At 61.5% G+C, this 24226-nt stretch carries 22 protein-coding genes and 1 riboswitch; of the genes, 10 read left to right on the top strand and 12 right to left on the bottom strand.

The window, feature by feature from the left end:
* The first annotated feature begins 19 nt into the window (after positions 1-19).
* Positions 20-1441, top strand: a complete 1422-nt coding sequence (locus tag VGF98_08315) for a pyridoxal-dependent decarboxylase (GenBank protein ID HEY1681622.1) — start codon at positions 20-22, stop codon at positions 1439-1441.
* Here VGF98_08315 and VGF98_08310 read toward each other — a convergent pair.
* Genes VGF98_08310 through VGF98_08295 form a run of 4 tightly spaced genes read right to left on the bottom strand, consistent with a single transcriptional unit; the run spans position 1435 to position 6437 of the window.
* On the bottom strand, positions 1435-2748 hold the full coding sequence (locus VGF98_08310) for a glutamine synthetase family protein (GenBank protein HEY1681621.1): 1314 nt from the start codon (positions 2746-2748) through the stop codon (positions 1435-1437). The two genes, VGF98_08315 and VGF98_08310, sit on opposite strands and share 7 nt — an antisense overlap.
* A complete protein-coding gene (locus VGF98_08305; protein HEY1681620.1) occupies positions 2729-3838 on the bottom strand; it encodes a helix-turn-helix domain-containing protein in 1110 nt (369 codons plus the stop codon). Before VGF98_08305 ends, VGF98_08310 begins: the two co-directional genes overlap by 20 nt.
* Positions 3839-5080, bottom strand: coding sequence for an Nramp family divalent metal transporter (locus VGF98_08300; protein ID HEY1681619.1), 1242 nt, complete (start codon positions 5078-5080; stop codon positions 3839-3841).
* Positions 5081-5132: 52 nt separating this feature from the next.
* Positions 5133-6437, bottom strand: a complete 1305-nt coding sequence (locus tag VGF98_08295; GenBank protein HEY1681618.1) for a CBS domain-containing protein — start codon at positions 6435-6437, stop codon at positions 5133-5135.
* Positions 6438-6626: riboswitch (M-box (ykoK) riboswitch) on the bottom strand.
* A gap of 79 nt (positions 6627-6705) precedes the next feature.
* Between VGF98_08295 and VGF98_08290 the strand changes: the two genes are divergently transcribed.
* Complete coding sequence (locus tag VGF98_08290; GenBank protein HEY1681617.1) at positions 6706-7479, top strand: inositol monophosphatase family protein; 774 nt, start codon at positions 6706-6708, stop codon at positions 7477-7479.
* Here the strand turns inward: VGF98_08290 and VGF98_08285 are convergent.
* From VGF98_08285 to VGF98_08265, 5 genes are read right to left on the bottom strand one after another with little or no spacing between them, the layout of a single operon-like run.
* A complete protein-coding gene (locus VGF98_08285; GenBank protein HEY1681616.1) occupies positions 7463-9592 on the bottom strand; it encodes a family 1 glycosylhydrolase in 2130 nt (709 codons plus the stop codon). The two genes, VGF98_08290 and VGF98_08285, sit on opposite strands and share 17 nt — an antisense overlap.
* Positions 9593-9601: 9 nt before the next feature.
* Positions 9602-10939: an MATE family efflux transporter gene (locus VGF98_08280; GenBank protein HEY1681615.1), complete on the bottom strand. Its 1338-nt coding sequence runs from the start codon at positions 10937-10939 to the stop codon at positions 9602-9604.
* 35 nt (positions 10940-10974) lie between these two features.
* The gene (locus tag VGF98_08275) at positions 10975-12120 is read right to left on the bottom strand and encodes an aminotransferase class V-fold PLP-dependent enzyme (GenBank protein ID HEY1681614.1); all 1146 of its coding nucleotides are present in this window, start codon (positions 12118-12120) and stop codon (positions 10975-10977) included.
* 8 nt (positions 12121-12128) lie between these two features.
* Entirely contained in the window at positions 12129-12917 is a 789-nt protein-coding gene (locus tag VGF98_08270; protein ID HEY1681613.1) for a tryptophan 2,3-dioxygenase family protein, read from the bottom strand.
* A complete protein-coding gene (locus VGF98_08265; protein HEY1681612.1) occupies positions 12918-13316 on the bottom strand; it encodes a protease inhibitor I42 family protein in 399 nt (132 codons plus the stop codon).
* 68 nt (positions 13317-13384) lie between these two features.
* Here VGF98_08265 and VGF98_08260 point away from each other — a divergent pair, with 68 nt between their 5' ends.
* Complete coding sequence (locus VGF98_08260) at positions 13385-14080, top strand: hypothetical protein (GenBank protein HEY1681611.1); 696 nt, start codon at positions 13385-13387, stop codon at positions 14078-14080.
* Here VGF98_08260 and VGF98_08255 read toward each other — a convergent pair.
* Positions 14058-14555 carry a methylated-DNA--[protein]-cysteine S-methyltransferase gene (locus tag VGF98_08255; protein ID HEY1681610.1) on the bottom strand — a complete coding sequence of 166 codons (498 nt, stop codon included), beginning with the start codon at positions 14553-14555 and terminating at the stop codon, positions 14058-14060. The two genes, VGF98_08260 and VGF98_08255, sit on opposite strands and share 23 nt — an antisense overlap.
* A gap of 110 nt (positions 14556-14665) precedes the next feature.
* On the opposite strand from VGF98_08255, the gene VGF98_08250 reads away from it, so the two are divergent.
* The 7 genes from VGF98_08250 to VGF98_08220 all read left to right on the top strand — a co-directional run bounded on the left by VGF98_08250 (position 14666) and on the right by VGF98_08220 (position 20465).
* On the top strand, positions 14666-15964 hold the full coding sequence (locus VGF98_08250) for a S8 family serine peptidase (protein HEY1681609.1): 1299 nt from the start codon (positions 14666-14668) through the stop codon (positions 15962-15964).
* Positions 15965-16489: a hypothetical protein gene (locus VGF98_08245; protein ID HEY1681608.1), complete on the top strand. Its 525-nt coding sequence runs from the start codon at positions 15965-15967 to the stop codon at positions 16487-16489. It begins immediately after the preceding gene.
* Between the two features lie 75 nt (positions 16490-16564).
* Positions 16565-17746 carry a hypothetical protein gene (locus tag VGF98_08240; protein ID HEY1681607.1) on the top strand — a complete coding sequence of 394 codons (1182 nt, stop codon included), beginning with the start codon at positions 16565-16567 and terminating at the stop codon, positions 17744-17746.
* Between the two features lie 90 nt (positions 17747-17836).
* Complete coding sequence (locus VGF98_08235; protein HEY1681606.1) at positions 17837-18019, top strand: hypothetical protein; 183 nt, start codon at positions 17837-17839, stop codon at positions 18017-18019.
* 9 nt (positions 18020-18028) lie between these two features.
* Positions 18029-18979, top strand: coding sequence for an XdhC family protein (locus VGF98_08230; GenBank protein ID HEY1681605.1), 951 nt, complete (start codon positions 18029-18031; stop codon positions 18977-18979).
* Between the two features lie 17 nt (positions 18980-18996).
* Complete coding sequence (locus VGF98_08225; GenBank protein ID HEY1681604.1) at positions 18997-19710, top strand: class I SAM-dependent methyltransferase; 714 nt, start codon at positions 18997-18999, stop codon at positions 19708-19710.
* Positions 19711-19766: 56 nt separating this feature from the next.
* A complete protein-coding gene (locus tag VGF98_08220) occupies positions 19767-20465 on the top strand; it encodes a hypothetical protein (protein ID HEY1681603.1) in 699 nt (232 codons plus the stop codon).
* 10 nt (positions 20466-20475) lie between these two features.
* On the opposite strand, the gene VGF98_08215 is transcribed toward VGF98_08220, so the two are convergent.
* Positions 20476-21108: a hypothetical protein gene (locus VGF98_08215; protein HEY1681602.1), complete on the bottom strand. Its 633-nt coding sequence runs from the start codon at positions 21106-21108 to the stop codon at positions 20476-20478.
* A 38-nt stretch (positions 21109-21146) separates the two neighbouring features.
* Entirely contained in the window at positions 21147-24218 is a 3072-nt protein-coding gene (locus VGF98_08210) for a hypothetical protein (protein HEY1681601.1), read from the bottom strand.
* Positions 24219-24226: the final 8 nt, after the last annotated feature.

Genomic DNA, 24226 nt, shown 5'->3' with positions numbered 1-24226 from the left:
CGTCGCCAACCCATAGCGCATGAACGGATTCGATTCGCTCGAACGCGACTTCGCATCGGTCGGTCGTTGGATCGCCGAGTATTATGCTAACCCCGAAGAGTATCGCGTCCTTCCTGCGGTGCGCCCCGGCGATGTGACGGCACGGTTGCCCGAGCGCCCGCCGGAGCACGGCGAATCGTTCGAGCGTATCTTCCACGATTTTAAAGAAATCATCGTCCCCGCGACGACACACTGGAATCATCCGCGCTTTTTCGCCTATTTCGCGACCAGCGCCGAACCCAGCGCCGTCGCAGCCGAAGCGCTAGCCGCCACGCTCGACGTGAAAGCGATGCTGTGGCGCACGTCGCCCGCTGCCACCGAACTCGAACAGGTAACGATGCGATGGCTGGCCGATCTGCTCGGACTGCCGGCCGATTGGACGGGCATTATCTACGACACGGCGTCGATTGCCGGCTTCACCGCGCTGGCGGCCGCCCGTGAGGCGCTCGGCCTCGACGTGCGCCGGCTGGGTATGACCGGACGCGACCTGCCGCGATTGCGCGTGTATATCAGCGATCAAACGCATTCGCACGTCGAGAAAGCCGCAATCGCGCTGGGAATCGGCCAAGATAACGTCGTGCAAATTCCGTCGGACGCAAATTTTTCGATGGATGCTCGCGAACTCGAACGGCGAATTGCGGCCGACATCGCCGCGGGAATGCGGCCGCTCGCAATCGTTGCAACCGCCGGTACGACGTCGACCACATCGTTCGATCCGCTCGACGACATCGCCGATATCGCGGAGCGCTTTGGAATTTGGTTGCACGCCGACGCGGCGTACGCCGGTAACGCCGGTGCGGTTCCCGAGTTGCGAGGGCTATTACGCGGTGCCGAACGCGCCGACTCGTTCGTGGTTAATCCGCACAAATGGCTCTTCGTTCCGATGGATTTGTCGGTGTTGTTCGTCAAGGACGAGTCGATGGTGCGGCAAGCGTTTAGCTTGGTTCCGGAATATCTCACGACGCCGGAGACGGACGTCGTGAACTACATGGATTATGGATTGCAGCTAGGACGGCGGTTTCGTGCGCTCAAACTGTGGTTCGTGCTACGTCGCCTCGGGGTCGAAGGCATTCGCGCCTTGTTGCGCGAGCACGTCGCGTTGGCGCAGCAATTCGCTGCTCGGATCGAAGCGAGCGACGATTGGGAGTTGCTCGCCCCGCATCCACTATCGGTCGTCTGTTTTCGCTATTGCGGCACACCCGAGAACGAGCGTAACGCGTTCAACGAGCGAGTATTAGATGCCGTGAATGCCAGCGGTGAAGGATTTATCTCACATACGAAGTTGCGAGGGCGGTACGCGATCCGCGTTGCGATCGGCAACTTGCGTACCACGCGCGACGACGTCGAGCGGTTGTGGGGCCGGTTGCAGACGGCCGCGCGCGAACTTCGCGCCAATCAGTAGAGGCGCAAGTAGCGTTCGCGCTCCCACGGGTGCACGGCGCGGCGATAGCGTTCGTATTCGGCAAGTTTTGCCTCTCGAAACGCGTGGTAGATGTGATCGCCGAGCGCGGCTCGCACCACCGGATCGCGATCCAGCTCGTCGATCGCCTGTCGCAGCGATTTCGGAAGAATCCCGATGCCGAATTCGCGGCGTTTGCGTTCGTCAAGATCGTAGGTCGAACCCGAAAACGGCGGTCCGGCCAGCGTTCGTTGCCGGATACCGTCGGCGGCCGCCCCGATCAGCACCGCCAACGCGAGATACGGATTGCAGGCTGGATCGGGGCTGCGCATCTCGACGCGTGGTGGGCTCTGGCCAGGCGGCACCCGGACCATCGCGTTTGCGCTGCGCTCCGACCAGACGGTATAGATGGGCGCGTCCCACGCTGCGACCAATCGCTTGTACGAGTTAACGGTCGGATTGCAGACTGCCGTCGCCGCCGGCGCGTGCGCCAATAAACCGCCCACGACGTGCGACGCGGAGTCTGCGTCGAATCGATCGTCGAGACGGAAGTCGACGTGCAGGCCGTTGCCGGCGCGATCTTCGAGCGGCTTGGGCATAAACGTTGCATCGAGTCCGAAGCCGGCCGCGACGTGTTTGGCGACCGTTCGCAACGTCATGACGTGATCGGCTGTCGCAAGCGGGTCGTCGTGGCGGAGATCGATCTCGTGTTGCCCGGGGGCGTGCTCGTGATGCGCCGACGCGACCGGCACGCCCATCGCACCGAGTGCGGCGACGATCGCGTTGCGTGCGTCTTCGCCGCGATCGTTGGGCAAGAAATCGAAGTACGAACCGACGTCGACCGTTGCGGTCGAGGCTTCGTCGTCGGCGCGATGCGCGAACAAGAAGAACTCGGCTTCGACTCCGGCACGGACGCTCGCCAAACTTCCCGACGCTTCGAGCGCGCGCCGAAGCGTGGTGCGCGGGCAGCCTTCGAAGGGCGTTCCGTCCGGCATCGCGATGTCGCAGATCAACCGTGCTTCGCGCCCTTCGCCGCTCGACCACGGGTAGATCGCGAAGGTCGCCGGATCGGGCCGCAGTTGCATATCCAGCTCTTCGCCGCGCACGAATCCGTCGATCGACCCGCCGTCGAACGTAACGCGGCCGGCGAGCGCGTCGTCGAGTTCTGAAACGGGAATCGATACGTTCTTACTGACGCCGAGAATGTCGGCGAACGCGAGGCGAACGAACCGCACGTTTTGTTCGGTGGCAAGTTTGAGCACGTCGCGCTTGCCGGCGGGGCGGCGGCGTTCAGGCGGTGTGGAGTGCATCGATCGCCATCGCTACGCGGAATGCCAGTTGGTCATGGTGGTTCTCCAGAGACAGAGCGCAGATCTCGGCGATCTGCCGTAATCGATAGAGGACGGTGTGACGGTGAACGTCGAGCTTGCCGGCCGCGACCTTGAGATTTTCGCCGGTTTCGAAGTAGACGCGCAGCGTGCGTTCGAGTTCGGTTTGATGCGATTCGTCGTAGGCGCGCAACGGCCCGAGGATCCGCTTTGCGAAGTCGTGCAGCGTGGAGACATCCCCGAAGTACAACACCGGATAGGCGCCGAGGGCATCGTAGGCCGCCACGCGTGGCTCGGCAAAGACGCGCCGCGCGATGGCGAGCGCTGCGCGTGCGCGGCCGGCGCTCTCGCGCAGGCGCATTGGCGGCTCGACCGTTCCGACGCCGCCCCATAGCGGCAACGGCGGCTGACGGCGCGCGCAGTTTCGCGCGAGGAGTTCGGCGTTCGCTCGAACGTTGCTGGCATCGATCTCGCGTTCGGTTGGAACGAACACGATCGACGTTCCAGCGTCCTCGATGGCTCCGATCGACGGGTCTTCCAGGTGAAAGGCTCCGGCGATCGCATCGCGCGCCACGCGACGATCGTCGGCCGGCGTTGCGGGGTCGGGTTCGAACGCGACGGCGGTGTAGGCGTTTCGCAACGTGACGCCGCATGCGCTCGCGTCATCGCGGGCGGACGGCGCGTCGCGATAGTCTCCCGCGCACAAGCGTTCCCAGAACTCGCTTCGCCGTGTGCGATCGTTCGAACGCCGTAATTGCGTCGCAAATGCCGCCGCCGCGACGCGCATCGACAGGTCGAGACCGGCCGCGTCGTCATTCGTGCTAGAGCGAAGCACGATCAGCCAGCCGGCCGGATCGGCGTCGCTGCCGATGGCGACTTTCAGTCGGTGCGCGTCATCGTGCGAACCGTTGGTAATGGTTGCAATGCTCCGGTGGTGCTCGTCCTCGACGACGATGCCGCAGTCGATGCGCTTGGCGAACTCACCGGCCATCGACGCGATGCCGGAATGACTCGCCTGCGCCATCGCCTCGGCCAGCTCGACTAGTCGACGGGCGGAATCGCCGGCCTGCATTTAATGCGACCCAAGCAATCTTGGAAAAAATTGTCCGGCCACATACAGCACGGATAACGATCCGACGACCACGACGGTGGTCCAGGCGATCGCGTTGGCCACCGGCGAGTTGGTGTGGCGCCCCATGATGTGCGTGCGGTTGATGATGATGAGCATCAAGACGAGCTCGGCCGGGAGCACGATGCCTTGCAGTACTTGGGCGAACAGCACCAACTGCAGTAACGGCAAATTCGGGATCAGTACGATGGCCGCGCCTGCGACCAGACCGGCCGCGAACAGTGAGAAGAAGACCGGCGCCTGTTCGAACGTGCGATCGATCGCAGCTTCGAATCCCAGGGCTTCACAAATAATGTACGACGTGGAGAGTGGAAGTACGGCGGCGGTAAATACGCCTGCATTCAAAATGCCGAGCGCGAAGATGACGGCGGCAGATTCACCGGCGAGCGGCTTGAGCGCCGCAGCGAAGTCCGACACGGTATTCGCGACGATGTGCGCGCCGTGCTGGTTCGCGAGATAGATCGTGGCAGCATTGGCGATGATCATGAAGCCGGCCAGGACGATCGCTAGGACCGAGCCGTTCACGACGTCGATCCGAGCGGCCGTCAGCTGGTTGGCGCGCCTACCTTTTTCGACGACCGCCGACTGTAGGAAGAACTGCATGTACGGGGAGATGGTGGTCCCGATTAACCCCACGACGGCCGCAATCCAACCGACCGTACGAAACGGAAACGACGGAACCAACGCTCCGTGGGCGACCTCGTGCCAGTTGGGATGTGCCATCACCGCCGACCCGATATACGTCAGATAGATCAAGGATAAAACGACGAACGTTCGCTCGACGATTTTGTTGTCGAAGCGCAATACGAAGAGAAACACGACGATCAGTGCGACCGGGACCGCCAGATACTTCGATATACCGAAGATCTGGGCCGCTGCGGCGATGCCGGCGAATTCGGTACTCGTCAACAGCGTGTTGATGAAGAAGAGCAGCAACATCGCGATGAAGGAAATGCGAACGCCAAAGTTCTCGCGCACGAGTGCAGCGAGGCCTTTGCCGGTGACCGTCCCCATGCGCGTCGCCATCTCTTGCACGACGATCAGCGCGATCGCCAGCGGAATCATCACCCACAGCAGCGAGTATCCGAATTGCGCACCGGCTTGTGAATATTGCAGAATGCCGCCGACGTCGTTGCCGGCCGAGGCCGTGATGAAACCCGGACCTAAAATCGCCGCGAAGATCATCAGCGATTTTAGGAGCGAACGTTTGCGTGGCCGAGGGCCGGACGCGGCCGTTTCAGGTACCGGAGCTGACACCGGTTGAAACCGAATGGTGGCGTGCGGTGAAGCGCGGCAGCTTCTTGGCGACGTCGCCTGGCATGATCGCGTCGATGGCGTCGTCGACCGTCACGATTCCGATCATCGTGCCGTCGTCGCGCAGTACAGGAACGGCCAACAGGTCGTAGCGGGCGATCGTCGCGGCCACTTCGACGGCCGGCGTATCGGCCGCGACGCTGACGACGTCGGTATTCATGACGCGGTCGATAAAGGCCGTCGGCAACGCCAGCAGCAGGGTGCGCAGCGAGATCGTTCCCATCAGGTGGTCGTTCTTGTCGAGCACGTAAAGATAGTAAATGAACTCCGTCGCCGGAGCGATTTCCCGAATCTTGCGGATGGTCGCTTCGGTGGTGCGGTGCGGGTAAATCCAAACGAAGTCGGTGGTCATGAGACCGCCGGCCGTATCTTCATCGTACTTGACGAGTTCGCGCAGCTCACCGGCGGTGTAATCGTTCATCTCCGCCAGCAGCTCGGATTGCCGTTCCGCGGGCAGCTCGCCGAGAAGATCGGCGGCATCGTCGGCATCCATCTCTTCGATGATGTCGGCGGCACGCTCGGTACCGATATCGCCGATGATCGTCTTTTGCTTCTCGACGTCGAGATGTTCGAACGCGTCGGCGGCAGTCTCGTCGTCGAGCTGTCCTACGACCGCGGCGGCTTCGCGCGCCGAAAGTTCGCTGATGATTTCGGCCAGTTCCGACGGATGCAGCCGGGCGAGCCGGTTTTGCGTCACCGAAAGCCGCACGTTGGCCGGATTCGCTTCGCGGATGGGTGAGACCGCACTCCACGCGATCATCGAATTCGGCATCCCTGGCGCGTTAACCGGCGTTACTCGCCGTCCGAGCGAGCGCAGCCCCAATCGCCGCAGCAGTCCACCGACGCCGACATCGGCAGCCAACACGCGCAAACGGCCGCCGGTATCGGCGACCTCGATGTCGTTGATGCGCACGACCTTACGGCCGTTCACGTCGACGATCTGCTTATCGAGCAGGTCGGCAACCAGATAGAGGCGCTCGTCGTCGCTGGGCGCGGCTTTGTCGGGTGTGACGGTCAACGCCACCGTTCCGTTTCGGTCGACGTCGGCCACGGTGTCCATCGGTGCAAAGCGCAAACCGCGCGCAGTTTTAATCACCAATCCGTCGATCGGCGGAAAAGCGTCGTCCGGACTAGTGATGAGAAAATCGGCAACTTTGCCGATCGTTAAATCATTGACGGTCGCTCGCCGACCGACCAAATCAGAGATAAATCCCTGCGTGAACGCCATTTCGCACCCCATTCGCACCGAGCTTTGACACCACGCACCGTCGAAACCGAAGCCCGAAGGCTTTGCCGGTCGTAGCCGCGTTAGACATCGCCTTGTATCGGCGTAGTCTGGTCCACCCACTTGGCGTCTCTCGACGTTTCGGGGCAGCGGCGTGTAGTTGCGTGGACGCCTCACCTAGCGAGGTAACTCGACCCCAGTATACCCCGGAAAGCACGAGCGCCCTTCGCCTTCGAGCGGAAGCGGAGCGTTCGCGTCCAACCGGTCGAAGATGCCGGTCGATCCTCTCGACGTCGCGATCACTGCAGCGCGCGAAGCCGGGGCTCTCCTCTCGCGTCATGCTCGCGACCCGGGAATGGTGAGCGAGAAAGGGCGACGGGGCGACCTGGTGACCGACGCCGACCGCGCCGCCGAGTCCGCGGTTCTCCAACGGTTGTGTCGCTCGTTTCCGAACGCCGCCGTTTTAGCCGAAGAGAGTGGATCGCGAGCGGGCAGCTCGGGAGAGCGCTGGATCGTCGATCCGCTGGACGGAACGACCAACTTCGCGCACGGATATCCGCTGTATTGCGTGTCGATCGGCTACGAGCGCGATGGAGAACTCCTTGCGGGCGTCATCTATGCGCCGGCCATCGACGAGTGTTTTACGGCTCGTCGTGGCGAGGGCGCACGATTGAACGGAGCGCCGATCCAGGTTTCGACCGTCCAACGTCTTGGCGACGCGATGGTTTGCACCGGCTTCCAGCCATCCGATTATGCACGCAACGGCAAATGGTTCGCGGCGATGTCGGATCGCGCGCAAGCGGTTCGGCGCGACGGAAGCGCGGCGTTGGATCTGGCGTTCGTCGCCTCCGGCCGGTTCGATGGCTTTTGGGAGTTCGATCTCAAACCATGGGACGTCGCCGCAGGGACGCTGCTGATTCGCGAGGCCGGCGGCACGGTGTCACAAACCAACGGAGAACGCGCTCGCCTAGACGCGCCGTCGATCCTGGCGACCAACCGCCGGATACACGGCGAGATCGCGACCGTGTTTAGCTCTTCTGACTGACGATCAGCGAAGCGTACTCGCGGCTGGATTCGGTCGGCATGCGCTTGAGAGAGGGATCGGTATCGAGATCGATGTGATATAAACCGAAGTCGCTGCCGTCGTCGAACGGCAAACCCCACTCTCGGTTCGACGTGATGCTCCAGCAGAGATACGCTTCAACCGGCGCGCCGCGTTCGACCGATCGTCGCACTTGTTCGACGTGCGCGCGGAGATAGTCGGCGCGACTGAAGCCCGCCGCGCGGGCGACGCATCCGTTTTCGATGATGAAAATCGGCTTGCCCGGAAAGTCGCGTGTGGCCTGGGTGAGAATTGAATCGAGTGCGCTCGGCCATACCGGCGCGTTCGCATATTGAAAATCCGCCGCAGCACTGAGGCGGTGCAGTTGCGACGGCCAAATAGACGGCACGCCCCAATAATAATCCAGGCCGACAAAATCGAGCGTGCCGACACATTCTGGTGGACACAGAAAGCCGGGCAGCTTGCCGGCCATACCCAGGTTCCACCAATTCGTTCCGAGGAGCGTTCCGAAGATGGCGATGCTCTTGCGAAACGCAAAGATCGTATGGACCCACGAGCGCGTCGCTTGCAGCCGCTGGGCGCCCCCGACTTCGACGAACCGCACGCGATCCGGATCTCCGAAAATACGCTTCGCGATGGCGCGCGCGACCTGCGGTTCCAATCCGCTATACCGTTCCGAGGGCTTCGTCGCCGACTTGACCAGTTCGCATAAGCCGGGAACGCCCGGATGTACGCCGACGCGCAGCACGCCGCGCTTGCGAATCCGTTCGATCGACCGGTCCATGTCGGGTACGGCCACGTTCGAAGCATCTGCGCGTGCGTCGCCATCGCCCAGGTGTGCGATCGTTTTCCGATTGCGCGCGTTCGGGATATCCGAACGTTGCGCTCGCAGATCGCGAATCGCTCGGTCCGCGATGTTGAGCAGCGTTCGGCTTCCGAGCGCCATCGCGACGGCGAAATACTGCTCGGAACTGGGCAACCGGGTCGACGAAAAGCCGCCATCCACGAACGCCCGTAGCATCGCTTCGTCGTCGAAAACAGCGTCGACCGTTTCCGCACGGAGCGCTGCGACCGCCGCTTCCATCGATTCGAAATAGCAGACGGTCGCAGCCGGAAACCAGCCGCCGACGATGTCGGCCGTCAGCGTCTGCGAAACGACGCCGACGTTCGCGCGCCAGGTTTGCGTGTCGGGTAGCGAGAGCGTTGCCGCGTGCAGCGCCGCGAGATGCGTGCAAAAGTACGGCTCCGAGAAGAACGCGTGCTGCTCTCGCTGCCGGGTTAGCGTCAACTGGGCGATCGAGCAATCCACTCGTCCGCCTTCGGCAATCGCGGACTGCGCGATGCGCGCCGCTTGGCGCTTGGCGTCGTTGGGCGAACGGAGGTGCGTGGCGTTGCGGTCGACCCAACGCTGCAACCATTGCGGCAATCCCAACACCAGCGGATTCGTGCCGACGCGTGCGGTTGGGCGGATCGCGCGAATCGCATCGCGCGCCTTGGCGTGTGCGCGAAACAGGTTCGGAATAAGGATCAAGACGTCGTCCATCTGTTCGTCGCCGGTTTGATACGGCGGCTGTCCGGGCGGCATCGCGTAGGCGGGCATCCAGAAACCTTTGATCCAGCCGTACACCAGCTGGTTCGGCTCGTTGAGCGTTACGTAGTCGTCGATCAGGTCGCCGAGGCGTTGCGCGACCTCGGTCGCAAAGGCCGTAACACGGTTGGGAAACTCCGCGTCGAGCGGTCCCGCGCCTCCGCCGGCGGCTTGCACGTGCAACGGCCACGTATTGTGGACGAGCGTGACGATGGCCGACATTCCGGCTGCGCGAATCGATTGCAACACGTCGCGGTAATGTGCGAACGATTCGTCATTCCAAACGCCGGGCTGCGGTTCGAGCCGCGCCCACGACAGGGAAAGTCGAAATGCCGTGCAGCCGAGGCTTTTCGCGAGCTCGACATCTTCGCCGTAGCGATTCCAGAAATCGGTGGCTTTACCGCGAGGCACTAACGCTCGCACGCGTTCCCACACGTCCCGCACGTCGTCGTTTCCGTCGTAGGCTTCGCACTGATGGTCTGCGGTTGCGACTCCGAACCGTAGCATCGACACGCCCTACACCGCTAGGCGCGGCCGGCGCGCCCACTCGCCGTCGCGGAGTTTGATCTGGGTCCAGACCGCGCGTACTACCCACGCTGCGATCCAGCCGAGCGGAATCGCGTACAACCCGATATGCAACCGTTCGATACCGAACCAGGCAAACGGAATGACCAAAGCGCTACACGCCAAACCGATCGCCATAGAAAACTGCGTATCGCCGGCAGCTCTGATCGGCGCGAGAGAAACCATGGCCCATCCTTTGAGCGGAAGCGTGATCATATGTAACGCTAGCGGCAGTGCGGCAATGCTTGCCACGGTCGCGTTCAAGGTGAACGCGAATGCCAACGGCCACGCGAACGCTGCGGCGATCGCTCCGCCCGCAAAACCGAGCACCGTCGCGAACCGTTGGGCACGCAACAGGAACCAACGCGCGCCATCGGGATCGCCGGCGCCGAGGCGTTGTCCGATGACCGTTTGTGCCGCTTGCTGCAGCGGTAACGGCAATGCCAAGGTCAAGTCAGATACGACGTTTAGAGCGCGGAATGCGGAAACGATCGTGGGCCCGAGCGGCGCCAACATCGCGACGATGACGACGTCCGGGAGCATCACGCCGACTAAGAAGATCGATTCGGGTAATCCGATGCGCGCGCAACGCAACGCCTCCGAAACCGAAATGCGAGCGCGAGCGAATATTTTGTATGAAGGTTTGGCCGCAACATAGACGACCGCGCAGATCATTCCGACCGTTTCCGACAGCAGCGAGGATACCCCCGCTCCGACGATGCCGTATGGGTGATGCGTCCACCAACCCAGCGCGAGCACCAGAACCAAGGGAATGTGGACGAGATTGATCGTCAAGAGCACCAGCACGCCCAGAATGCGGTTTCCGGCCGCGGACAATCCGACGATCGAGGTGCCCGAAATCGCGATCGGTATGATCGACGCGCAGCGTAGCATCAAGTAGGTCGCGCTCGCGTCTGCGCTGGGCAGATGCCCGACCAGCAAATGGATCACCGGTTGCGCGCCCACGAACGCTAACAATAGGTAACCGGTGCCGCAGAGCAACGGGATCAATGCACCGGACCGCACCGTCAACGCGAATCCATCGATATCGCCGGCACCGATGCGTTGCGCGGCGACGATCGCCGTGCCGCTCAACAATCCGAACACCGAGAAGACGATCACCAGAAACGTGACGTTTGCTGCCGTAGCGCCGGCGAGTGCGACGGCACCTAAGCTACCGATCACGATCGTGTCGACGATGCCCAAAAGTTGATCGCCGACCAATTGGGCGGCAACGGGCAACGAAAGGCGCCGGAAAGCGGCGCCGGGGTTACGATGATCGACGATCACGGCACACGTGCGACCGCGCTACGGCCGCGAAAGTTTCAGCGCAGGTCGTCGAGCGTTTCGAAAAAGTCGTCGATTTCTGCGTCGGTCGTGTAGAAGTGCGGACTGACGCGGATCCCGCAACCAGGCCGGTAATCGACGAAGACGCGTCGCTCGATGAGGGCGCGGCAGACTCGTTCGGAATCGTCGAAATCGATGCCGATCCATCCGGTGCGGCGCTCCGGCTCGAGCGGCGTGTTGACGCGCAAGCCGCGCTCGAGCGCCATGCCGGCTAGCATCGTCGTCAGTCGTACGTTGTGTTCCCGAATCCGTGCCACTCCGACTCGGTGAATGAGGTCGTGTCCGGCTTTGGCGGCCACGTACCCTGGAATCGTCGGCGTTCCGTTGCCGAAGCGGTACATCGTCGGCGCGTAGTCGATCGGAGCGGGTTCGAATGCAAACGGCCGCGCGTGTGCCATCCAGCCGGTCACGGCCGGACGAAAGCGGTCCAGCAGGGCGGGTTTGACGTACAGCCATCCACAGCCGGGGCCGCCGCACAACCACTTATGCGAACCACCGGTGACGATGTCGAGATCCCATTCGGTGGCGTCGTACGGATAGATGCCGGTCGTTTGATACGCGTCGACGCACAAGAGCGCGCCGACCTCGCGACACCGGCGCTGAATTGTTCGAACGTCGGCAATCGCCCCCGAAACGTAGTACGCGTGCGACAGCACCGCGATTGCGGTGCGCTCGGTGATCGCATCGACGATGCGTTCGGTTGGAATGGTGCGGCCGTCGGACGAGTCGACCGTCTTGATGACGGCGCCGAACCGTTTCCACTCGCTCCATACGTAGGTGAGCGACGGAAATTGCAGCGATTCGTACAGCACTTCGTTGCGTTCGCCTTGCAGCGGAATGCAGGTCGCGAGCGCGGCTTGAAACGACGAAACGTTCGGGCCCAAAAAGACGCTGCCGTCCGGCGCACCGATCAGCCTGCCGATTCCGTCGGCGGTCTCTGCGATGCGTGGAAGCCACTTTTCCCAGGCTTCGGGGCCTTCTGCGGCCCACTCGTTCCAATACGATTCGAGCGCCGCTTTCGCGCCTAGCGGTGCAGCGCCCATCGAGTGGCTGACAAGATACGTCGAATCGTCGAGGATCGGGAAATGCTCGCGTTCGAGCGCTTTGGTAACTGTCGTCGTCATCGCGTTCCTTAAGCGTACGCCGGCGAACCGCCGAGCGTCGTGCGAACTTCCCATAGTTCGGGAAATAGTTTGGTCTCGAGCGTTCGAGTCAGGTAGGCCGCTCCCGACGAACCCCCGGTACCCGTCTTCGCCCCGATCATACGCTCGACCATTCGAACGTGGCGGCCTCGCCACAGCAACAGCCGCTCGTCGAACTCGATCAATTCCTCAAGAAAAAGATACAGATCGTAATACTGGTCTTCGCGCGTGTAAATCGTATGGAACGTTTCGAGCAGCCGGTCGTGCGTATCGACGGCGAAGCCGCGACGTCGTAAGAGGCTTTTCGCGCGATCGTAGAGCGTCGGTTCGGCCATCCGCCGCTCCAGTCGCTCCCGCTGCTCCGGATCGAGTTCGATCTGGCTTAAAATGTTGGGACGTTGCAATCCGCTCGCGAACTCGATCTCTCGAAACTGAACCGATTGAAAGCCGCTGGCCGGATTGAGGTTATCGCGAAATTGGTTGAACTCTTGCGGGGTCATCGTTTCGAGCACATCGATTTGTTGTTCCAACAGCCGCTGGATCGCGTCGATGCGGCGGAAGCGCTTGGACGTGCGCAATAAATCGTCCGCGTCGATCGATCGCATTGCGGCGTCGAGCTCGTGTAAGATCTGTTTGAACCAGAGTTCGTACACTTGATGGATAACGATGAACAACAACTCGTCATGGTGTGCCGGCTCTGATAGCGGCCGCTGCAACCCCAGCAACGGGCCGACCTGAAGATACGAGCCGTACGACAGGCGTGGGTCGGAATCGCTCACTTATTTCACCGTAATGTTGAAGGTGACGGTTTGCTTCGACGGGTCGTTCGGCACCCATGACCGCGCGTAGATCAGCGTCACGACGGTCGACCCGCTGCGATTCGCGTGATAGATAAATATCTGCTGTCCGCCCGCGCCGGGAAGCGACTGAAACGGCTCTTCGTAGACGTTGCCCTCGTAGGCGATGATGGTGCCGTCCGCCGTCGTTTGCGTCCATTGGTAGCCGGTCGTGGCGTTGGACGGCATCGCAAGGAAGAACTCTTCACCGGCGCTGACGTTCACGGGTGCCGTAGGATCGATGAAGACCGGCGTATGCGGCGCCAGGGCGACGGCCGGAGACGAGCATGCCAAAAACAACAGTGCCGCGGCGCCCGCGCGCAAGATCGATGTAATCGCCATGGTACCTCCGTTGCTGAAAATCCAGCCTTACGGGTACGCTGTCGCATCTCCTCGAAGCCGCCGCGGTCATGATTTCCAAGCGCTTACGCGGCATCGTATTCGCGATAGCCGTCGCCGCCGGATGTTCGGGCGGCCATCATGGGACTCAATCGGGCGCGGGCGAGCCGTCACCGGCCCCCACCGATCCGGTCGACTTTCCGATGTTCGATGGCGCCGCCATCCTGTCGGCGCGCCAATGGCACACTACCATTACCAAACGTCCCGGCGTCGGCGATAACGCGATCTTCACGCAAGGGGCCGGAACCTACGACGGTCACGACGTCGTGGCGGGAACGCAAGCCTTCATGCCGACGCTCGAAGCCTGGCTTGGCGATCTCAACGCGCATCCTCCCGGCGGATACCACAACGCGCTGGCGGGAAACACCGTCGAAGCGGTTCGCTCGCATACGCGCGACCTCGGCGTCGACTTCCAAGTGTTCGAACGCGTCGAAAACGGAAAACAGCACGGAATTGTCGTGCTGGCCGTCGATCCCGAGACGCTCGACGCAAAAGCGGGCCCGATGCTGGGCATGGTGGGGAAGTTCAAGTTGCTGCCGCAGTCGCTCCGTGACCCGATCGATCAGCAAGCGAAACGGCAGACCGGGTTTACGATATCAGAAGCGACCGATCCTAACACGCCGATCGGTGCGGCCGTTAACGCCTTATCGCTGCTCCGGGATTTCGGCGGCCGCGGCATCGTGATCATCGACGCGGTAAAACAGTAACTTCTGGAATTTGCTTCTTTGCGAGGGTCGCTCGTTCGAACGCGACGAGCGTAGCGCGCATCGAACCAGGAAGCGCTCCGCGAACGCGCCCGTCGCTTCCAATGACACGATGCGCCGGTATGAAAAGATCGAGCGGTGCAGCGCTCATTGCGGCCGCGACGCCGCGATGCGCTGCCGGCCGCGCGATCGCACGCGCGACGTCGGCATACGAAACGAATTCGCCGACCTCGAGTTCGGAAACGCAGGCCCACGCGTCGCACTGTAACGCGGTTCCGTTGAGCAGCAACGGGAGGTCGAAGCGCCGCACGGCGCCGCGAAAATACGCCCGCAGCTGGTCCGCGGCCTCGCGAAGCAGCGGGTCGCTCGACCGGTGCAGAGGATGACTTAAGGCAACGAAATCACTTTCGACGATCCGTTCGCCGTCGCCGCGCACGCGTAAAACGCGATTCCAGGGCGTCCGGAGGCAAAACTCCATAGGGGCCTCGCCCGCCGGTATGCAAGACTTGATCGAGACTGGAACGCTCGCTCGTCTCGGCACGTTACTAGAAATAGCGACCCATACTGCAGAACCCTTCGGAGGTCCCGATGCACCGCTTCTCCGTTCGCATGCTCGCGCTGGCTGGGATAATCGCATTAGCAGCGTGTCAAGGCGGTGGCGGCATCGTTCCACAGGCGTCCGGCGCCGGATTCGCGGCAAGCGGTAGCGGTGAGATCCCGCTGCTTCGGCCGGATGCGGTCAATCGCGTCTGCCCGCCCGTGCAGGGAGTCGGCCAAATGCGCTGTTTTGCGCTGGAACGCTCGGACTTGCGTGCCAACGACTTGAACCCCAACACGACGCACGCAGGGTACGGGCCGAAGGATCTGATCGCAGCTTACGCATTGCCTACCGGCCACCCGACGCTGATCGCGATCGTGGATGCCTACGGCTATCCGAACGCATCGGCCGATCTCGCTGCCTACCGTTCGTACTACAAAGAATCTGCCTGCACCACGAACAGCAGTTGTCTGAAGATTCGCAACCAAACCGGCGGCACGAAACTGCCGCCTGCGAATGTAAGTTGGTCGGGAGAACAAGCGCTCGATCTCGACATGGCATCGGCGATGTGCGCGGCCTGTCACCTTTTGTTGATCGAAGCCAATGACAACTCGACGTCAAACTTGTACGCTGCGGTCGGCGAAGCCGTCAAGCTCGGTGCAATCGTTATTAGCAACTCATACGGTGTAAGCGAATATAAGTCGTGCAGCGGTGGCGGACAGGGGTCAAACCCGACGTTCTCTACTGCGGGGCACGTGTTCGTCGCGGCTGCCGGCGACGAGGGCGGCGGCCTCGGTGACTGCGGCGGACCGCAGCAACCGTGCTCGCTATCGACGGTCGTGTGTGTGGGCGGCACGCTGCTCAAACACGCCGATAATAACCGCGGTTGGAGCGAGACCGTGTGGAACGAGCTTGCCGACAACGAGTGCAGCGGAAGCTGCGGTGGAACCGGCAGCGGCTGCAGCACCATCGTGAAAAAGCCGTCCTGGGAAACCGACGGACAGTGTAAGTACCGGTCCGAGGCCGACGTCGCTGCCGAAGCGTCCGTTTTGACGCCGGTCGCGGTCTACTTTAGCGGATACGGCGGATGGACGGCGTTCGGCGGAACCAGTGCATCGACGCCGATTATCGCGGGAATTTTCGCACGCGCCGGCAACGGCAAGTCGATTAACGCGCCGCAGCACGTCTGGCAGAACAAAACGCACTTATACGACATCACGAGCGGCAATAATCTGTACGCGCCGGTGACCGGAAGCTGCGCGTCGTCAGTCGGATACATTTGCCAAGCCGCCGTCGGCTACGATGGGCCGACGGGCCTCGGATCGCCGAACGGCCTGGGAGCATTTTAGATGCGCGCATCGACGATGGCCTACATCGCGGCAGCAATCGGCGTGGCCTGTGCCGCAACCGCGGCTGCCGTTATCGCCGCTACGCCGGCGCCCACGGACCAAGCGACGATCCTCAACTCCGGATCGACGAATACGCTTGGCTTCAAGATAACGGTAGAATCGGGCGGCCGTGCGTCGTCCGTCATGCAAAATCGCGCGGGCATCGTACAAAGCAGCGTCCATACGTTCGTTCTGACGTCAAAGCAGGCGGCCCAGTTTTTCACCGACCTGAAGGCCGCTAAGGCGGCACCGAGCACCGAAGGAGCCTGCATGAAGAGCGCTTCGTTCGGCTCCTCGACGCACGTCACATGGCAAGACTGGACCTCACCCGATCTCCAATGTCCCAGCGAAAACGCGGCAATCAAAACCCTTACCGCCGACGTTTCAACCATACGAACCGCCGCCGGAATCAGCACGTTTCCACTTATCCATCGTTCGGCTACAGATGGCCCGCTGCACGCCGGCTCACCGCCCCCTCCGAAGTAGGTCAAACCTCGTGGCGATGAGAAGAAAGGGTCCCCTCCTCAAGAATACGTTGCTAAGGCTATAGAAAGGTCTCTTGTGAACCATTTCATTCAGCGGGCGATGCCAATTGCGGCTATGTTCGCAATCGCGGCGTGCAGCTCCAACGCTGGAACTTCTACGCTGCCATCCGGGAGCGGCGCGGGCGCCAGTTTGCCGGCCGGCGCGCATAGCACGCCGGTGTTCCCGATGACGAGCTACCACCCCGCATGCAGCGGCAGCCGCATCAACCAGGCTCAGTGCGACGCTCTCGTTGGACCGGCAGTCCGACCCGATGTCGCCGGTATCACCGCGCCCGAAATCCTCCAGGCGTACAACCTGAAGCCGACCGGCGGTAAGGGTCAGATCGTGGCGATCGTCGATGCGTATGATAATCCGAACGCGGCGAGCGACCTGGCTGCATACCGTTCGTACTTCAGTATTCCGGCCCCGACGTTTACGAAGTACAATCAGACGGGGCAGACGAGCAACTATCCGGCCGGCAACACCGGCTGGGCTCTTGAAGAAGATCTCGATATCGAAATGGTATCGGTCGGTTGCCCGGCGTGCACGATCTACTTGGTCGAGGCGAACTCGAACAGCTCGGCCGATCTTAGCGCAGCAGAAGCCGAAGCAGTCAAACTCGGTGCTACGGTCGTGAGCAACAGCTACGACGGCGGCGGAATGGTTCGCAGCGACTTCGATCAACCCGGCATCACGTATGTCGCCAGCGCGGGCGATGCGGGCTACGGAATCGCATACCCGGCGAGCTACGACTCGGTCGTTTCCGTCGGTGGAACGGTCCTATTGACGGCCAAAGGAAAGCGCGGCTACTCAGAGACGATCTGGCGCGACTCGGGTGCCGGCTGCTCCTCGGAACCGAAACCGACATGGCAAAAGGACCCTGGCTGTTCGAACCGCACGGCCAACGACGTTTCGGCCGTGGCGCAAGAAGTCGCTGAGTACGACACCTATAACGAAGGCGGCTGGTTTACCGTCGCCGGGACGAGCATCTCGTCACCGCTCATCGGCGGGATCTTCGGTGCAGCCGGAAATTCGACGAAGCAGAACGGCGGCAAGAAGCTGTGGACCAAAAAGGCCCAGAAGCACCTCTACCCTGTCTTAGCCGGAAGCGATGGCTCGTGTAACGGAAGCTATCTGTGCACGGCAGGTACGGGCCAATACGGCAACTACTCCGGCCCTGGCGGCTGGGGTTCACCGAACGGCTACAAGGCGTTCTAACGCCGGTCGTTATTCTGGAATAAACCAGGCGGGGCGGCACGTGCGACGTGTCGCCCCGTTAACTTTTCATAATTGGGGAAGTATACGAACATGACTGAACGACCGCCCAACGATCCCGAATCCCAAGTCGAAGAAGGCATCGACCAACTCCGCGACGGCGTCGTGGACGCCGATGCGACCGATATGATTTCCGGCGAACAACTCATCACGCAAGCCGAGACACTGCTCCCGCTGCTGACTGGCCGACAGTTGGAAGAGCCCGAGCAGAAGTAGGCGCCGGCAGTGCGCGCGGTCTTTGCGCGTGCGCTCGCGTGGCAGCGTTCGCGCGTTCCGTTTGCGATCGCGACGCTGGTCGGGCGGCGTGACGCCGCAGCGGCCGAAATCGGCACGTCGATGGCGATCGCGCTCGACGGAAGCATCGTCGGCAACGTCGGTGCGGGCTGCTATGAGTCGGATATCGTTGAGGCCGCTCGTGCGACCGCGGTCGACGGGAGGGTACGCGATCTAACGATCGACCTGAGCGGCGACGACCTGCTAACCGGCAGCAGCGGATGCGGCGGCTCCCTCGATATCAGCGTGTGGAAGCCGGATGAAGCATTTGCATCGTTTGCGCAACGCGCCGCCGAGGGCAGAGACGACGCCGATTTCGACGTACCCGATGGACGAAATGGAAGTAGGGGCGTGTTTCACCTACGCGTTTCGAAACGCCGGACGATCGTCGTCGTCGGGGCGACGGCATTGGCAAACGAACTCGCGGAGTTTGCGCGACGACTCGATTTTCGGACGCTCGCGATCGACCCCAGAGCCGCATTTGCGACGAGCGATCGCCTTCCGGCGGTCGATGAAATCATGGTCGCGTGGCCGGACGACGTACTGCCCATACTGCTCGGTGAGACGACACCGTTGGTGGTGCTGTCGCACGATCCGAAAATCGATTTGCCGGCGTTGCGTTGCGGTCTGCGCAGCAGTGCTCCGTACGTCGGATTACTGGGGAGCCGCCGCGCGCAACGTTCGCGTCGCGATGCGTTGCAAGAAGACGGCTTTGATGAAGCCGACATCGCCCGCATTTACGGGCCAGCCGGACTCGATCTCGGCGGCGTTACGATCGCCGAAACCGCACTTTCGATCGTCGCCGAAATCGTCGCGACGGCCCGCGGTGGAGGCGGCGGCACGTTAGCGGCTTCGCATCACCCGATTCACCGGCGCGAACCCGAATTAGCGAAGCGCATCTAGCCCGGCGAACACTTTCTGTGCCGCAACCCCGTTTGAACGACCATTTGTACGTCGATCGCGCTCTGGCGTTCGCCGGGCATGCGGAGCGATCGCCGTATAACGCCTCGTACGAACGTCCTTCGATGCTCGATCTCGTCGGCGATATTGCGGACAAAGATGTTATGGACGTTGGCTGCGGCGCCGGCACACTGTTGGCGCTTTTCGCGGAACGTAACCCTCGAACGCTGACCGGTATCGATGCAAGCCCGCAGCTTGCCGCCATCGCGGCGTCGCGCCTCGAGGGGCGCGCTCGCATTCGCGTGCACGATGTTCGCGAACCGTTCGAATTGGTCGAACGTAATGCAATCGACGTAATCGTTTGTTCCCTCGTGCTCGATTACGTCAAAGATTGGAAAGGCGGTCTTAGTAACTGCCGCTCGTTGTTACGGCCCGGTGGTTCGATGTTTTTCTCGGTAACGCACCCCAACGAAGCACCGCCAGGTATAGATTCGAACGAATGCGTCCTCGTAAAGGAACGTTGGCCATCGTTCGGGTTCGAGGTGTCGTGCTATTATCGCCCGTTGACCCAGATGCTTCAAGCGATCGCCGATGCAGGCTTCGTTCTTCGCCGGACCGCAGTGCCTCAGCCGGCTACGCACCTATTGTGGCGCGACCCGGGCCTGTTCTTACGGCTCAAGCGGCGGCCTCGCTTTCTCATGTTCGAAATCGGAAACCCGGTACCGACAGCGTAGCAAAACATCCGGTTGGGACGTTAGCAGAGCACCGAGGAAGCTGGGGGGCTTTATAGATGACGATCCTAATTCGAGTTTGCGCGCTCTTCTGCGGCGTTCTTACGCTTGCTGCGACCGCCGGCAACGATACGATGGCCCCGGTCTCGCAGTATCTCGTGGATGCGCGAGCTGAGGTGGCGCTCGCGCGAAGCGCCGCGCCGGTGTCGATTTCGCAGTACGCGACCATCATGGTTTTGGGAGCCCACGGTTACGCCGTCGCGCAGAAGGGCCGAAATGGCTTCGTTTGTATCGTCGAGCGAGGGTGGATGCAGCCGTTCGCAGCCCCAAACTTTTGGAGTACCGCGATGCGCGCGCCCACGTGTTACAACGCCGCCGCAGCGCGCACGGTGCTCGTATATACGTTCGAACGAACGAAGATGGCGGTAGCGGGCGCGAGCAAGTCGCAGATCCAAGCTCGTATCGTCGCGGAGATCGCCGATCACAGGTTACCGGTGCCGGCTCCCGGCTCGATGGCATACATGATGTCCAAATCGCAATACTTAAACGACGATGCAAAGGCTTGGTATTCGCACGTAATGATATTTTCGTCCGCGGCCGACAGCGCAAATGCCGGAGCGAGCTGGGGAGCCGATCGCCTTCTCTCCCCCATCGTTTTCGACGCACGCGATACGATGCCAGAACCGTGGACGTGCTTTTTTATTCCCGTCTCGCACTGGTCGGACGGAACGCGCGCGCCGCTCTATTCGGGTACCTAATGCTCGCGCATTAGCACTTCAGCGAGGCTTGCTTTCCCGGATAGATTTCCACGACGGCGGTGGCCGCACTAGGAGCGCTCTGCCCCTCGAGCAGTTTTCCAAAGCCGCCGAGTTTGCCGCCGTACGTACTCTTTCCAGCGCGCGAATAGCACGGAGTCAGGTTCTGTTTGAATCCGAAGGCGGAGGCCTGGCCGAACGCCGTATAAATTTGCTTTGGGACGATGCCGGCGCCGACAAGCGCGCCGCCCGCCGGTAGTGTCTGCCCGAACGACGTTGCGCCCGAGATGCTGAGCTGAATGTACAGGATCGGCGTTCCGCTGCCCAGGTTCGGCATATTGTTATAGTTGGTCGTGCTACTTGTAATCGTCACGTCGATGGACGGATTGAGGTTCGGGTAAGCGATCTTCCCACCGAACCCGCCGAAGGCCGGAACGCAAGCTCTGCCGCCCGCCGCTTGCAGTTGTTCTTCAACCGTCGCGTACTGTTTCGTTGTCTGTTGCCCTTTGCATGATGGGGGCGATGTCTTTGCCTCAGGCGTCGCGGGTTGCTCCGTCGAGCTCGTTACGGGCAGCGAGCTTTGTGTTTGTGGAGCGCAGCCTGCGAGCACCCCAACTGCACACCACGCGCTAACGAGGAGAGCCAACCTGTGTGTGGATCGCATGCAATACCTCCAAAAGATCGTTAGGGTGTCGCGACGGCCGTCTGCCTGCGTGTGATGAGAATGAGCACGATTGCGCCGAGTCCAAGAAATATCAGGATGAACGTAATGTTCATTCCGAGCGTAAAAAAGCGCTGCGGCGCGAAGGTCACGACGACGCCACCAGCCCCTGGATCGGGCACGAGCCAGCCGTTCGCGTAGCCGTTGACCATAATGTGCGCCAGAGGTGTGCCGTTCTGCTCAGCCGTCCAACGATCGTCGAACGCATCCGTCAATACCACCAGGTGAGAACTGGTCTGCAGCACGATGGCTCCGCCCCGTTGATCGATAACGTCGGTGTCGACGCTGCCCGTCGACCATTGCGCGGGCGGAGCCAAGCCGGCTGCGGCAACAATCAACGATTGCACCCCGACGTCTTGCGTGCGAGGGCGCGGGGGGATGCTGCAGTAACGCATACCGATCGTGTGCGTACCGGCAGTCAGCCGGGTCTGCGTTAGACTAATCAAGCGCTCCGACACGTCGGCAACCGAACGGCTAGGAGAGCACGGGCTCCACTTTCCTTCGACAGAAACTTGCAGCGACAGTGGGCGTTGATACTCTTGGACGTGAGCGAAAATGGCGTAATTGCCCGTACGCGCTACGCTGATGGCGGTGTATACCGGGGCCATCCCGGGCAATGCTTCAAACAATACGTGCGGCCGATCGCTGCCGAAATAGTATTGGTCCCAGCGATTCGTTGCGAGCGCCAGATAGCTAGCGTTCCTAGAATGCGATGGGTGGGTTACCCAGCGGACCGATCCCAGATACATCTGCTCGTCACGCGGCTGATCGTTGCGGGACACAAAACGAGCGACACGGATCGCGTTGCGTTCCGGGTAACCGACCCGCCCGAATATGGAGAAATTGAGCACGACGTCCTGCACTTTGCCGCTGAAATCGACCATAGCTTGGTAGTAGTTGCTGTCGTCGGGGGCAAAGAGCTGCACCCACACGCGGCGCGGGCCGCTCGAATACATGCGCATCGATATGCCGGTCGCCTTGGCCGGCATCTGCGAAAGCTTTACGGTTTCTACGTCGTTAACGCCACTCGGCACCGTTGTGACGAAGCCTTGACGTGAAGCCGAGACAAACTGGACGTTCGATTTCAGATCGCCTAACGGGATACCGGGCGCCGGGTTCGTACGGAACATCGACGACGGGTAGACCTCCAGCGAACGCTGGGTACTGTCGGCGGGAATCGCAGCTGGCCGTGCGCATGGCGCGGCGGCGTGCCCCAGCGCTAGTATGTCGTACGGACCCGCTTGCGGCGGTACGCCGAAAACGCAGTCGGGCGCGTACGCCCGCGTCACGGGGTCGGCGAAACTCCAGAGCGTGCGATCGCCCAAGGATTGCTCGAGCGATGCCACGCCGCTTCGCTGCAGCGCAGCTTCGAGGTACTGTCTGGAATTGTTGCCGGCGAGTCGTACGCCGGCGCCGGGTACGCCGATCTGATGGACGACGATGTGCTTGATCCCCGCCATCTGCAGTAACAGATGTTGCATCGATGGATCGGCCCCGTCGGGAATGAGTTCGTCGAGGGCTTTGAGCTCGGCCTGAGCGCCGTCGTACGGAGTCCACTTCGACCCCGCGGCCATCGTCATGCTAGGGAGAAATCGGACCTGGCTCTCGTCGCCGCTTTCGAAGTAGTAATCAAAAATCGCCCGGTGAAAATAAAAGCTGCCATCGTTTGGAACGAACAGCGTCCGGTACTGCGGATCCCACGTTCTGGAATCAATTTGTGCGACCTCGGCCTCACCCAAGGTCTCAGGAAAAGGCCCGAGCAGGCCGAAAAAATCGCTGTGAAACAGAAATCCTTGACTGTAGGCCAGCACGACCAAGGCACCGCCCGCGAGCGATCCGACAAAATATTTCGCGGGAATAACGCGTACCGAAAGAAACGCTAAAATTGGGAAGATCAGCGTAACGACGAACATGATGTGTTGCGGCGTTCGAAGGATGAGACTGTACGGCAGCAGCGCTTTGAAGACTGTCAGAATGAGCGGTCCGATGATCGGATTGCCGCCTAGCGGCAGGCATGCCGCCAATACAAATATCGCGCTCAGTACGATCAACAACGTGGAGCGGCGCGCAATCAACGCCGCGATCCAAAGCACTCCTAGAACGGCATAGGCTGCAAAAAACGCAACGGCACCAACGCTCGCGCGGCCGGAAGACCCCAATGCGCGCAGATAAAAATCGCCCGGGAAACCAATTGTCGTTAGCGTCAAAATCGGATTGGTAAACTGTTCGTACGTTGCAAACGCACGGTCCGGCGAAGCGGTTTGCAGGACGGTGTGCACGGCCCCACCGCCCAGAAATGCCGGGAGAATCCAAAAGGAACAGAGCGCAATCGTGCCGGCCGTCACGGCCGCTAATCGTAAAACCGAACGCCACGACCTACACAGCACGAGGCAAACGATCCACATGATCGCGGCGGTGAACAAGAAAACTTGCGCCGATGCAACGACGAGCATGAGCAGCAGTGCCGAGCCGATCGCGAATGCCCACCACATCCTGCCCTGAGCGGACATGGCACGGATGGCAAGTGCGATCGCGATCGGGCTGAGCGCGTTAGAGATCAGCGCACTTTGGTCACCGGCGATCATCTGATTGTAGGCAAACGGTGCGAGCGCATACAGTAATCCGCATAACGTCGCATAGAGGCCGTCGCGTTCGTCCGGCTCGGTCCGTACGAGCGTCAGCAGCAAGAACCGCATGCCGGCTCCACAAGTGAAGACGCTGAAGACGAGCAACGCTTTGGTGACGAAGGATCCGCCTAGTCCGATAAAGCCCGGCGCTCCTAATAGAAAACTCGTTAAGGTCGTTCCGTAGCGATATGTTACGTACGATCCGAAGGCAAAGTCTTGCCACGCGGAAGCCGATGTTTGGGCGAAGTGACGCAATTCCATGGGGTCCGATGGAATGAGCCAATCCCAGTGATGGCCCACGGTCCCGGGCTGCAACAGCAAACCTGCAAGACCGATGAATGCCGCAATTGCATAGACGGGCAATGCGACGTTCCAGCCGGATAATCGGCGCGTAAGGGCTTGGGACATAGGGTCAT

This window comes from Candidatus Tumulicola sp. (assembly GCA_036490475.1).
Classification (GTDB): domain Bacteria; phylum Vulcanimicrobiota; class Vulcanimicrobiia; order Vulcanimicrobiales; family Vulcanimicrobiaceae; genus Tumulicola.
This window is presented reverse-complemented; position numbering and strand designations above follow the sequence as displayed.